Annotated in this window: 12 protein-coding genes; 11 read left to right on the forward strand and 1 reads right to left on the reverse strand. The window is 64.1% G+C overall.

Annotated features, from left to right (window positions below; genetic code table 11):
* Positions 1 to 5: 5 nt before the first annotated feature.
* From KRZ98_RS16860 to KRZ98_RS16885, 7 genes are all read left to right on the forward strand, one after another.
* Positions 6 to 212, forward strand: a complete 207-nt coding sequence (locus KRZ98_RS16860; RefSeq protein WP_217674596.1) for a PRTRC system protein C — start codon at positions 6 to 8, stop codon at positions 210 to 212.
* A gap of 2 nt (positions 213 to 214) precedes the next feature.
* Positions 215 to 439, forward strand: a complete 225-nt coding sequence (locus tag KRZ98_RS24215) for a hypothetical protein (RefSeq protein WP_254798587.1) — start codon at positions 215 to 217, stop codon at positions 437 to 439.
* Positions 432 to 1379, forward strand: a complete 948-nt coding sequence (locus tag KRZ98_RS16865) for a hypothetical protein (protein WP_254798588.1) — start codon at positions 432 to 434, stop codon at positions 1377 to 1379. The genes KRZ98_RS24215 and KRZ98_RS16865 overlap by 8 nt, the downstream gene beginning before the upstream one ends.
* Before the next feature lie 7 nt (positions 1380 to 1386).
* Positions 1387 to 2217 carry a PRTRC system protein B gene (locus tag KRZ98_RS16870; RefSeq protein ID WP_217674598.1) on the forward strand — a complete coding sequence of 277 codons (831 nt, stop codon included), beginning with the start codon at positions 1387 to 1389 and terminating at the stop codon, positions 2215 to 2217.
* The gene (locus tag KRZ98_RS16875) at positions 2217 to 2876 is read left to right on the forward strand and encodes a PRTRC system protein A (RefSeq protein ID WP_217674599.1); all 660 of its coding nucleotides are present in this window, start codon (positions 2217 to 2219) and stop codon (positions 2874 to 2876) included. Before KRZ98_RS16870 ends, KRZ98_RS16875 begins: the two co-directional genes overlap by 1 nt.
* Positions 2866 to 3624, forward strand: a complete 759-nt coding sequence (locus KRZ98_RS16880) for a PRTRC system ThiF family protein (RefSeq protein WP_217674600.1) — start codon at positions 2866 to 2868, stop codon at positions 3622 to 3624. Before KRZ98_RS16875 ends, KRZ98_RS16880 begins: the two co-directional genes overlap by 11 nt.
* Positions 3625 to 3772: 148 nt before the next feature.
* Entirely contained in the window at positions 3773 to 4000 is a 228-nt protein-coding gene (locus KRZ98_RS16885; protein WP_217674601.1) for a hypothetical protein, read from the forward strand.
* Between the two features lie 177 nt (positions 4001 to 4177).
* Here the strand turns inward: KRZ98_RS16885 and KRZ98_RS16890 are convergent, their stop codons facing one another.
* The gene (locus KRZ98_RS16890; RefSeq protein WP_217674602.1) at positions 4178 to 4651 is read right to left on the reverse strand and encodes a hypothetical protein; all 474 of its coding nucleotides are present in this window, start codon (positions 4649 to 4651) and stop codon (positions 4178 to 4180) included.
* 312 nt (positions 4652 to 4963) lie between these two features.
* Between KRZ98_RS16890 and KRZ98_RS16895 the strand changes: the two genes are divergently transcribed.
* The 4 genes from KRZ98_RS16895 to KRZ98_RS16910 all read left to right on the forward strand — a co-directional run bounded on the left by KRZ98_RS16895 (position 4964) and on the right by KRZ98_RS16910 (position 12952).
* Complete coding sequence (locus tag KRZ98_RS16895; RefSeq protein ID WP_217674603.1) at positions 4964 to 5770, forward strand: hypothetical protein; 807 nt, start codon at positions 4964 to 4966, stop codon at positions 5768 to 5770.
* 32 nt (positions 5771 to 5802) lie between these two features.
* Positions 5803 to 7041, forward strand: a complete 1239-nt coding sequence (locus KRZ98_RS16900; protein WP_217674604.1) for a hypothetical protein — start codon at positions 5803 to 5805, stop codon at positions 7039 to 7041.
* An 87-nt stretch (positions 7042 to 7128) separates the two neighbouring features.
* Complete coding sequence (locus KRZ98_RS16905; protein WP_217674605.1) at positions 7129 to 12276, forward strand: lactate dehydrogenase; 5148 nt, start codon at positions 7129 to 7131, stop codon at positions 12274 to 12276.
* 253 nt (positions 12277 to 12529) lie between these two features.
* Positions 12530 to 12952, forward strand: coding sequence for a hypothetical protein (locus KRZ98_RS16910; RefSeq protein ID WP_217674606.1), 423 nt, complete (start codon positions 12530 to 12532; stop codon positions 12950 to 12952).
* The last annotated feature ends 63 nt before the right edge of the window (positions 12953 to 13015 follow it).

Raw genomic sequence — 13015 nt, forward strand, 5'->3', positions numbered from 1 at the left:
ACCCCATGCAAATCACTCAACTCGCCCGCACGTACCGCTATGACGGCATCGACCTGCCCGTGCCGCCTCATCTCGCGGACGATCGCCAAGCGCTGCGCGCCTATCACGCGACGCTTTATCCGCCGATCAATAACGCCGAGATTGTTGATGCCGGCGTATCGGACGGTGCCCATCTCATCGAATACCGGCGCACCGTCGGAACCAAGGGCTGACGATGGCGCGCGGCCCGACCGCGACCATTCCGGTCGCTCCCCGCAAGACACTCATGGAATGGATCGAGCTCGACGATGGCGACACGACCAGCTTCACCCCGCCTGCCTGCAGCCCTCAGGCCAAGGCTCTTCACGCCCGCATCACCTGCAACCCGGACGGCGGCAAAGGCGATGCCGCAGTTCGGCTCCCGCCGCCCGCAGGCCTCCGCCTCCCGCCGCTTGGCTGACCTCGCCGGGCGATCGGTCGCGATCTCAGGCGATGTCCCCGCCATCTTCGACGCGCCGCTCGCGGCCCATCACAAGCTGATCGGCCGCTGGGCGGCGAAGCGGGAGCAGGCGGGGCGGACCTACACCCGCGTGCAGGCCCGCCGGCATATCGAGCTGCTGTTCAATGCCGCTGTCCTCGAAATCCTCGATCCCATCGAACTGGCCGACTTTCGTGCGGCCGTCCTGCTCAGCGAGGAAAATGGGCCGCCGGCGATCGTCATTCTCTGCCAGAGCCTGGGACAGCTCGACCTCGGGTGGATCGAGACCAGCGAAGCTCCCATCCCTTGGCGCGCCGCCGCCTATCAGACGCTCGAGAAGACCTTGCGGCTCACGCTTCCGGTCTTCGGCTATGACGATCTCTTCGACGAAATCTCGATATATTACTGGGACGGCGAGACCGAGGACGAAGCGGCGCGCGAAGCCCTGATCCAATATCACGGCGCGGACGCCGAGGCTCTCGACGAACTCTCGATGCCATCGACGATGAACGCCAAGCGCCCGGAATGGATGCTCGCCGACAACGCAGCCCCGGCAACCGAGCTTCCCGCTGGCCTGCGCAAGGCGCTGCACAATCTCTGCCATGCCCATGGCGCCCTCAGGACGCTCGAGCCGGAACAGAGCGCCTGGCATTTCGAGTGGGAGCAAATCCAGGAATATGTTCCCGAGATGGAGGAATGCTCCAGACTGCCGGCAATGACGCTCGTGCCCTTCGATCAGTTTGCGCGCGAGCTCGATGACGTCGGGCGGCACGGCATGGAAATGGGCTTCATGGACATCGCCGGCATCTGCCCGCTGCCCGATGCGAGCCGGATCGACCACTGGTTCGCATCCTTGCACCTCGGCGCGCAATTCCTTCTCGCCGCCCAGGCCCTGATCCAACTCGATCCCGCGAAGATGTGAGGCCAACATGTCCGACCATACGACAGTCTTCGAAGACACCGGCGGGGGTTTGATACTCGCCGGTGCCATCCTGCTCTACCGGAACCAGGCTCCCCGCAGCCCCCGGCCCTATGGCACGCCGCGTGACGACGCGGCCGCCTTCGCGAGCATCCATGCGGTGGAGCATGACGAAGAGGGCAGGCCGACGATCGCTGCCGGCGCGCCGCTGACTCGCGCGCATCTGCGCCAGTGGAGCGAGGCGCTGGGGCGGACTGTCCGCCCGGAGATCCTGCCGGCCAACGTGCTGGTTGCGCATCCCGACCTCATCGCCTGGTGGGTTCCGGCGCAGGTGCGTCCCGCCCACTTCGCGCTCTCGTCACCGCCCGCCGGCCTCCAACGCCTGTCCGAACGAACGAGTGTGTCGGTTCCATACCCTGCGCACCTGTTCGTTGCGACCCGTTCCGGCCTTGGCGTCTATGCCCTGCCGGCAAGCCGGCGTCCCGACGCCGACACCCGGCTGCTCCACTCGCCCATCCTCAACGTCTACGTGAACGGGACGCTCTGCTGGGGCAATATCGACAAGCCCAAGGCGCTCACCACCGCTTCAATCCCCGACTATGAGCGCGCGGTGTTCGATAGCTGGTCGACGCACCCCAACCCGGGGCAGGAGCTCACCGTCTCGGGCAAGGGCGGCCTCGTCAGGCTCTGGGACGATCTGGCCGCGAGCGGGGCGCGCCGCTTTCCGGTCGGCCGTCTCAAGCCCTTCCATCCCAGCGGTCGGCAACCGCGCCGAACATCGAGGACGGCCGTGGCCGCCGCGATAACCGTCGGAAAACTCATTGCGGCAATCGCACGGTGATGGCCATGCTCACCGATAATCCGACAGCCGCCGCGCTGCTCGACGCCGTTCCCTGCTATCCGGTCCCGCTGCATGGGCGATCACCGGCGATCGACGCGCTTCGTGCCGCCCGCGGGGGCCATGGCCTCGCCATCGGGAAGGACGGGGTCATGCTCATCCTGCGCCGGCCATGGCTCGCGCTCGATGTTCCTCTCACACCGCGGATTGCCGCCCATCTACCCTATGGCAACGCCGGCGCACCCAAGGCCGACCTGCGCTGCGGGCTGATCCCGCGCGAACATCTCGATCAGATCCTCGATCATTTCCGCGCGGCTCTGCCCAATGAAGACGCCGCATTCATCCTCTGGAACGAAGTTACCTGCGAATTTGCAGTGCATCTGCCCGTCATCGACGAGGCAAGCCCATCGCGCCTCGTCTACCGCGCCCCGGTCCTAGATCCAGACTGGCACCTCGTCTGCGACATCCACAGTCATGGAGCCGGGCGCGCGTTTTTCAGCGCCACGGACGATGTCGATGACGCGCATACGACGAAGATCTCGCTCGTGTTCGGCAACCTCGACCGTCCTGAGGCTCCAACGACCGCTTCGCGCCTTTGCGCCGGCGGCATGTTTCTGCCGCTGCCGCGCAGCCCATTTTCCGGAGATGATCATGCAGCCTGACACAATGGAACGCCATTATCTGCCCGCCGGCTTCGACAACAGCACGATCAAAATCCTGCTTGTTGGGTGCGGCGGAAACGGTGCGCAGATGTTGATGGGCCTTGCCTCGCTCGACACCGCCTTGCGCGCGATCTCCTCGCGGTCGCTGCATGTCACCGTGGTCGACGACGACATCGTCACCGAAGCCAATCTCGGCCGCCAACCCTTCTATCGATGCGACCTCGGTGCTTCCAAAGCGCGCACGCTGACCGAACGCATCAACCTCGCGCACGGCCTTGCCTGGAAAGCGGTCCACGGTCGCGCGCCTCAAGCGGCCAGCGTCGAAGGCGCCGATATGCTCATCAGCTGCGTCGACACCGCGTCGGCCCGACGCGCGCTCGGCGCGGCGATGGGGGAGGGAAGGGGCATACCTGTCTATTGGCTCGATCTCGGCAATGCCGCGCGCGACGGACAATATCTGATTGGCTGCCCGAGCCGCGCGGGCAGGGCGGATAACCGGCGCCTTCCGACCGTACTTGAGTATTTTCCAGAACTCGCCGACGACAGCGTGCCTGACGACGATGCCCCATCCTGCTCGGTCGCCGAGGCGCTTGAGCGCCAATCCCTCTTCGTCAATCGTGTCGTTGCGAGCCACGCCCTCGCGCTGCTGTTCGATCTTCTCGGGCGCGGCTCCATCGGCCACGCCGGCGCATTCATCAACCTTGTCAGTGGTCAGGCCGTTCCGATCCCGCTGCCGCGCGACGACTGAAACAGCGCCCAAGACCAACCGTATCGTGCCGGCTCACCGCCCCCTTGTCACAAAACGCTCGCGTGCATCCGCACCGACGAGCGCCCAGCCCGCCTGACATATTGCTCGCCAGCCACAGCCGAACTCGAGACGTTGAGGAGCTTCATCAATGACCCATGTATCCGACAACCCCATCATTGCTGCCATCGATTGCTCCATTGTCGAGGAGCAACAAGATAGTTGCAGACTTAACTGGACTTTGGATGTCTACTTCACCAGCGGCGGCTGTGCGCGTCAGATCCGTTCGGATGCGCAGTACAACCTGTCTGACCGCAGCGGAATTCAACACTTCATAAATCCCAAATACGTCGAACGTGTCGAAGTTCAGTGGAACTGACCGACCAGTTCGTGACGGCAGGCGTTGGGCCACAAAAAGGGGAGCGGGGTAGGCGACGGCGATCCGGAGAAGATCGCCACGCTCATGGTCTGGATCAGCGCTGCTTGCGGTTGGTCGGAGCTACCGGCGTGACCGAGCAGTCCCCCGCTCGGGGAGCACAGCTGCCTGAACCGTCGGTCAGGACAGCAAAGACCGCAGCTCAGCCCGGTCGATGGGTTCGCGCAGCCACGGATCATCAAGGCTGATGGGTGGGTTTTTCCCGTCCAGCGCAAGGAGTTTCCCGACATCGAAATCGAGCAACTCCATGTCGATCGATGGTCCGGTCTCCCCGATTTGGAAAACCCACGATAGGGAGCCGCCTGCGCACCATCTCCCGAGCCGCGCAGCCAGATCTTCCGAGCCCCGGCCGATCACGACGCGCAGCGCATCGAGGGAACGCTTCTCGGCCGGCAGGCGCATAACCTCTTCCAAGCTTTCATCGACGACTCGTTCCACGGCTGCCGAATGAGATTGGCCCGGCACACTGACGAGCTCGAGGATCAACCGCCGGAGCTTCTCAATATGCGCGGGATCTGCGTCCGTTCGACGAAACAGCACAAACGGGCTCGCCTGCGCGCCACCGGCATGTTGCTCACTATCGTCGTCGGCCATCACGCCCTCCAGGTTTCGCCGTCGAGCGCGCACTGCGCCGATAGAGTGGCGCGCAGAGCCTGATCCCCGGCGCTCGGCTATGTCTATCATCATATTTGATCCTGCCGGCTACCCCCAAAACTCACATCCTTCGCGTCTCAGCGGCCGACACCGCCTCTCAATCGCCGGTCACCCTCACCGCGAGGGAGTCTTTGGCACCGCTCGACCCCCCTCCGCACCGGGACGATCAACCGACGAGCGATGTTCCCCAGGCCCTTCGGGCCTCGAAAGGGAAGGGGGAGGGGTGTCGGCGATCCAATGGAGATTGCCGTCATGCTCACCACCCGCAGCCAGCGCTGGCGCGAACGACGCGCCCGTTTCGTCGATGACCTAACGGTCATCAATCCGCACGACTTCGCCGTCGACCAGCTCGATCCGTCGCCAGCGCGCCGCTTCGTTGCCGCGCACCATTATCTGCCGAACTATCCCGCCGCCCAGGTCGCGGTCGGTCTGTTCGGAAAGCAGGCCGCCCTGGTCGGCGTCGCGGTGTTCGCCATGCCGTCGACCGGCAGTGTCATCACACGGCATACCGGCTTCGCCAACCCGGCCCGGGGCACGACGCTCGCACGCTTTTTTCTGTTTCCGGAAATTCCTGGCAACGGCGAAACCTGGTTCCTCTCGCGAGCGCTCCGCGTGCTGCGGCGCGAGCGGCCCGGCATCGACGCCGTCGTCTCCTATTCGGACCCGCAGGCAGGCCATATCGGTCAATGCTATGCCGCGTTGAGCGGCGCCTATCGCGGCAGGACCAAGCCGCGCACCGCCTATCGCATCGATGGCGTGCCGGTCTCTGGGCGAAGCTTGTCCAAAATCCGCCTAGGCGAACGGGGCGCAGCCGGCGCGATCGACCAGCTCGTGCGCCTCGGCGCGCCAAGACCGGAAATTACCGAGGAACCCGGCACCTGGCTCGCTCGGCTGCGGCGCGACCGCATCCTGGTCGCCGAACAAACACTCGGCCTATACGCCTATTGCTTCGAGCTTACCCCCGCGGCGCGGCGGCAGGGCCGAGCGCTCCCGCGCAAGCCCTATCCGAAGCAACTCCCGCCTGCGCATCCGGAATTTCCGTTCATGGATGCCGCCTGACGCCACACGTGGTCGCGCAAGGGAACCTCGCCATGACTGACAACTTCGATCCCGCGGATGCGGGATGTTGGATCGCGCGCGGCCGCCAGCCGCACCACGCCGCGGCTTTGGCCGAAGCGTGGAACTGCTTCCCCGATCTGCCGAACGATGCGCCTCTGGACGCGCGGATGACCCGCACCCGCGAGCGCGTGGCGATGTTGCGTCCGCTCCATGACGCGATGACTCGTGAAACCGAGGCGGAACGTCAACGCACCAATTTCGCCTTCGCCGAGCGCCAGGTCGCCGACGGGACCGACGATGGGCGCTATGCCGTCATTCTGCGCGCCCGCGACGCCCATGGCTATGAATGGAACGCCGCCGTCACCTATGCCGAGGGCCATCATGCCGCTCGGGCCGGCTGGGATTCGCGGTTCAAAGGATCCGAGCGAGCCTCCGATATCGATCGACGTCGGCACGCCTATGACCACGGCTTCCGCGATGGCGGCGGCCAACCGGACGACATTTTCGACGCTGCACGGAGAGCCTTCGTGGCCACGTCGTCGAAGCCCGTGCACGCGGATAGCCCGCGAGCCGCACGACCGCTTCCGAGCCAATGGCCAATGCCGACCGACGTCCCGCCTCCCGCTTCATGGCACAGGCGCCTGATTCTGCTCGGCGCGTCCGAATGCGCGAGCGGCACGCTCGGTATCCTCTCCATGCTGCGCGAACGGCCCGGACACGATGCCGCGACGCTCTATGTGATCAGCGCCGCGAATGGCCTGCGATCGCTATCGACGCCGGCGCACGAAGCGCCTGACGATGGAGCTGATCTCCGTGAACGGCTGCACGCGGGGGACTACAGCGATATTCTGGTCGCTGCCGACGACGCGGAAATTGCGCGCATCGATGCCGATGCGGGTCTCCTGCCGCTGGTCCGAACGATGGAGCGGACACGCAATTCGGTGCTCCAGCAGCGCGCACAGTTCCGCCTCTGGCTTGCTCGCGGCCGCGCTCCAGGCGAGCAGTTCGCCGCCGGCCATATCCGCTGGAGCAAGATGGCCGCCGGGCTGTCGGGACGCCTCGGCGATTTCACCGCCCGCTACGCGGGTCCGGCAGGCTCCCGCGGTCACCGCATTGTCGTCGATGATGCAAGCGGCGGGCCCGCGTTCGGTTACCGCACCGCGCTCGGCCAGCGGCTCCATCCCGAGATCGTCATCGGCAACAAGCGCCATGCTCGAACCGCGATGGCCGATTTGCTCCGCCAATACGCCGCCTCGCTTCGCCTGGGCTGAGCGGATGCCCGGCGCCCGGTTCGCCCCCAGGACCTGAATCCCAGCGGGGCTGCCGCGCCCTCGCGCCCATCAAAAAGGAAGCATCCCATGCGAAACAGTGCATCCGCGCTGGCTCTCCAGCTGTGCCTCGACTTCGATCAGCCCGCCGCACCGGTCGAACCTCGCAGTTCCTCCAATAGCCCGGAACTTCCGCTACTTCCACCGCCCACGATAGTAGACCCGACACCAGCGTCCGCCGAACTGGTCGATTTTTGCTTCGCCGCGGGACGAAACCTCGCATCCTCGTGGAAGGAGAGGGCGCACGACAATATCGAGGCGATCAGGCTCCTGAACCTCCTCGATCGCGAGCAGCGCCCGGCGACAGCCGCCGAGCAAGCGCTCATTGCGAAGTTCATCGGCTTCGGGGCGTCCGAGCTTGCCAACAACATCTTCGCGCGACGCGGGAACGAATATCGTGAGGGCTGGGAAGAACTGGGGCAGGGCCTGGTCGCCGAAACGGCCGCTGCTGAACTCCAGTCGCTGATGCGGGCAACACAATATGCCCACTACACACCCGAATACATCATCCGCGCCATGTGGGAGGCCGCCCGCATCCTCGGCTTCGACGGTGGCCAGGTTCTTGAGCCGGGCTGCGGCAGCGGCCTCTTCATGGGGTTGCGACCAGACTATCTGGCGAGCGACACGCTGTTCGTCGGCATCGAGAACGACCCTGTCACCGCTCGCGTCGCCAAAGCCCTTTATCCCAACCAGCTCATTCGCTGCCTCGACTTCGACAAGGCATCGCTGCCGCGCGACTTCGACCTGGCAATCGGCAATCCACCGTTCTCGAACCTCACCATCCACGACAAGACCGCGCTTGGCCGGCTCGGCTTGTCGCTTCACGACTTCTTCATCGCAAAGTCGATCGACCAGCTTCGGCCCGGCGGCATCGCCCTGTTCGTGACATCACGATACTCGCTGGACAAGAGTGATCCCAAAGCCCGCCTCCATATCGACAGCATCGCCGATTTCCTCGGCGCCGTCCGCCTTCCCAGCAAGGCGATGAAGGAAGAGGCGGGCACCGATGTCGTCGTCGATATCCTTCTCTTCCAGAAGCGCGCGCCCGGGGCTCTCTGGCGAACGTCCAACTGGATCGACCTGGCCGACGTCCCCGATAGCGACGAAGGCTTCGGGCCGCTGCGGATCAACAGCTACTTCCTCGACAACCCCGATCATGTGCTGGGCACGCATGAATGGCGAAGTGGGCAGTTCGGCATGGAATATTCCTGCGCCGCAGCGCCGGACATCGACCTTCCCACGATGCTCGTGGCCACCTTGTCGGCGATCGCATCCAAACACGCAGGCGTTTTTCGCGCGGCCGAGCGCACGACACCCCTGCGCGAACGGATCGACGTCACCCAGAACCACGATATCGGCACCGCTGCCGACGAGGCCGCATTCAAGGAAGGCAGCTATCTCGTATCGGACGGCATCCTGCACCAGATCGTGGGCGGTGCCGCGACAAGGGTCGGGGTGAAATCGGGCAGGGGAGGGGCCGGCCTCTTTCCCAAGCACGCCAATATCATCAAAGCGCTCATTCCGATCCGCGATACGGTTCGCGCGATCCTGCGCGCGCAGCTCAATGACCAGCCCTATGCCGGGCTCCAAGAGAAGCTGCTCACCCACTACAAGCAGTTCACCAATAAGCACGGGCCGATCAACCGGACCGTCACCAGCATCCGCACCGATCCGGAAACCGCCGCCGAAAAGGAGTTTCAGCGCCGCCCGAACCTTCAGCCGTTCCTCGACGATCCCGACGTCTGGCTGGTTGCCTCGATCGAGAATTACGACGAGCAGAACGATGCCGGCTCGCCCGGCCCGATCTTCACCGAGCGCGTCGTCAAGCCGCCGGTTACACAAGAAATTCACTCGGCGCAGGATGCGCTGGCGCTCTCGCTGCATGAGCGCGGCCGCGTCGACATCGCCCTGATTGCCAGCCTGCTCGGCGTGACCGAGGCGGAGGCGATCGCCGATCTTGCCGACGATATCTATCTCGACCCCATCCGCAGCACACCGAATTTCGACAACTGGGTGCCCGCCGACGAGGCCCTTTCGGGTCCTGTCCGAACCAAGCTCGCCTTGGCGCGCGATAAGGCCGAAGCCGATACGCGCTTCAATGCGACCGCGACCGCGCTCGAGGCGGTCCAGCCGGTCGATCTCAGGCCGAGCGAGATCACCGCGCGGCTAGGCGCGCCCTGGATTCCGACGGACGTCATCGAAGCATTCATCGCCGAGACCATGGAGGTCACCACCCGCATCTATCATACCGTGGAGCTGGCGAGTTGGACGGTCGACAAGATCCCGTTCCAAGGACACGTCAGTTCCACTTCGACCTGGGGCACGGCGCGCCGCGGCGCCGCAGACTTGCTCGAAGACGCCCTCAACTCCAGCATCCCCAAGATCTACGATGTCATCCACGAAGCGGACGGCTCGGAGCGCCGCGAACTCAACACGACCGACACCGAAGCGGCCAAAGAGAAGCTCGCAACCATCAAGTCGGCCTTCGAGACCTGGGTCTGGCAGGAGAGCGAGCGCGCCGACCGGCTCGTGCGCATCTATAACGATGCCTACAACAACCTCGTGCCCCGGTCCTTCAACGGCAAGCATCTACAACTGCCGGGCGCATCGACCACAATCCGGATGCGCGAGCATCAGAAGCGCGTCATCTGGCGGATCGTGTCCGCGGGCTCGACCTATGTCGCCCATTCGGTCGGTGCCGGAAAAACCTTCAGCCTTTGCGCTGCCGTGATGGAGCAGCGCCGTCTCGGCCTTGCCAACAAGCCGATGATCGCGGTGCCGAACCATTGCCTCGCCCAGATCGCGCGCGAATTTCTCATGCTCTACCCGACCGCGCAGATCCTTGTCGCGGACGATACCAACTTCGTGCGCGAGAAGCGTCAGCGGTTCCTCGCGCGCGCAACGACCGGCAGCTGGGACGCGATCATCATCACCCATGACGCGTTCAAGTTCATCCCGACCCCGACGGCGTTCGAGCGCGGAATCATCGAAGACCAGATGGCCAGCTACGAAACGCTGATCTCGAACATCGACGGCGACGACCGCGTCTCGCGCAAGCGTGTCGAGCGGCTGAAGGAAGGGCTGAAGCGGAGGCTCGAGAACCTGCAATCGCGCAAAGACGACCTCGTCCATATCGGCGAGATCGGTATCGACCAGATACTTGTCGACGAAGCCCAGCAGTTCCGCAAACTCACTTTCTCGACCAATCTCGGCGACCTCAAAGGCATCGATCCGTCGGGTTCCCAGCGCGCCTGGGACCTGTTCGTGAAGAGCCGCTATCTCGCCGGCATCAATCCCGGACGCGAGCTTATCCTTTCGTCGGGCACGCCCATCACCAACACCCTGGGCGAGATGTACACGTTGCAACGCTACCTGCAGCATGACGAACTCTACGCAAAGGGCCTGCACGAGTTCGACGCCTGGGCATCCAACTTCGGCGATACGCGGACCGAACTCGAACTACAGCCGAGCGGCAGCTACAAGCCGGTGACGCGCTTCTCCGAATTCGTGAACGTCGCCGACCTGATGGCGATGTACCGCACCGTTGCCGACGTCGTGCTGAAGGACGACTTGCGTCAATATGTCCGGTTGCCGACCATCAAGGGCGGAAAGCGGCAGATCGTCGTCGCTAAGTCGGGCGCGCCCTTCAAAGCCTATCAGAAGACGCTCGCCCAGCGCATCAAGGCGATCGAGAGCCGCAGCGGACGCCCGCAAAAGGGCGACGACATCCTCCTCTCGGTGATCACCGACGGCAGGCACTCCGCGATCGATCTGCGCTTCGTCGATCCGATGATGGGCAACGAGGAGGGCAACAAGCTCAATCTCCTGATTGAGAACGCCTTCCGCATCTGGGCAGAGACGCGCGACTACCGATACACGAACCCGGAGACCGGGAGACCCTATCCGCTTCCCGGCGCCGTGCAGATGATCTTCTCCGATCTCGGCACCGAGGCCGCACTCGAAACGCGGGGCTTCTCCGCCTACGTCTGGATCCGCGAAAGACTGATCGAGATGGGTGTTCCCGCCGACCAGATCGCGTTCATCCAGCACTATAAGAAGCACAGCGCGAAGCAGCGTCTGTTCAATGACCTCAATCAGGGGCGCAAGAGCTTCGCTGTCGGCTCGACCGCCATGATGGGCACGGGGGCCAACGCGCAGCAGCGCCTGATCGCCATGCATCATCTCGATGTCCCCTGGCTGCCTTCCGATATCGAGCAGCGCGAAGGGCGCATCGAACGTCAGGGCAACCAGAACAACGAAATCGAACTTTACGGCTACGCCACCAGCGGCTCGATGGATGCGACCAACTGGCAGATGCTCGAGCGCAAGGCGCGCTTTATCAATATGGCCATGTCCGGCGACCGCTCCATCCGGCGGATTGAGGACGTCGGCTCCAACGTCAATCAGTTCGCCTTGGCCAAGGCACTCGCATCGGGTGACGAACGCCTGATGAAGAAAGCTGGCCTAGATGCCGAGGTTGCAAGGCTCCAGCGCCTTCGCGACGCCCACACCGACGATCAGTATAATATCCGCAGGACGATCAGGCGAACGTCGGAGGCAATCGAGAGCTGCCACAGGCAGATTACCTGGCTGGAATCCGACATAGCTCGGCGTATTTCCTCGCACGGCGATGAGGTGATGTTCAATTCGGGGAGCGCGATCATCACCGATCGCAAAGCCGTCGGCGAACGCATCCTCCGACAGGCCGAACAGATACGCGCGCGCGGGACGCCGGCTCGCCTGTTGCTCGGCAGCTTCAACGGCATCGACCTCGAACTCTCGGGCCACGACGGAAGGGATGACGAAGGCGACCGCTGCATCTCGACCATCATCACCATGCTTCACAATGGCGAAAACCGCGAGTTCAGAATTACCGAGAAGACGCGAGGGAGCACTGTGGTCGGTCGGGTCGAGACCTCCATTCGCAATCTCGACACTGATCTCGCCAACGTCAGGGCCGATCTGGAAGCCAATGAACGACGCCTCCCGGCCTTCGAAGCGCGTCTCGGGCAAGAATTCCCCGACGCGGCAACCCTTGAAGACAAGCTCCGGGAACTCGCCGAACTCGACGCCGAGTTGGCGATGACCAAGGGCGAATTCGAAGCGGGAAACGACCAGGAAGCGCCCTTGGCCGAGCGTGAAAGCAACGAAGGCAAGCTGTTGCCGCAAGCGGCTTAATCGGCCTCAGAAGCGCTCTCCCCATATCGAGACCCGGCCGAGAAGACGCTTCGGCGTTCCTAGCCCTGGCCGAGCTTCGGGCCTTGGCCTGAACAAATTCTCACCTGTCCGCAGCCAGGCGGCCGCTGAGGCCATCAAACCATCAGGCGCTGCTCTTTCCGCTCTTTCCGCGGCAGCCGACCGTGCGCCAGGCCCGGTCGGGCCACGAAAAGGGGAGGGGGAGGGATGCGGCGATCCCGGGGAGATCGTCACCATGCTCACCCCCAGCCAGCGCTGGCGCGGCCAATCACCCAGGTCATCGCGATCCATCGCGCCCCACACCTGCTCGCAGAAAGGAGCTACCCCCATGAGAAACAAGCCACCCGAGACCACCCATTGGCCATCGGAACTCAGCCTGACCGCCGACGGGGATGGATGGAATATCTTCGAGGTAGCCAGCTCGATCCTGAACAAGGAGGGCGACCGCCCCTTTCAGCTGCAGAAAATCGACAATGCGGGCGGCATCGGTCGAAGCCCATTCGATGCGTCGTCTTTCGAAACCGACCAGGACGCGCAGCTCCATGTGCTCAAGCGGGCGGGACAAGGTTACGCTCTGCACAAGCTCGCCCTCGAATTCCTGCGCCGCGAAAGCCCGCGCGAATATGAGGAAATCATCGCCCTTCGAACTTGCAGCTGACCCGCGAGTTCAGCGGTCTCCAATCATCCCTTCATCGCCGACCATCGCTCCGCCAATTGGAGC

The sequence above is a fragment of the Sphingobium sp. AS12 genome (genome assembly GCF_019097845.1).
Taxonomy (GTDB): Bacteria; Pseudomonadota; Alphaproteobacteria; order Sphingomonadales; family Sphingomonadaceae; genus Sphingobium.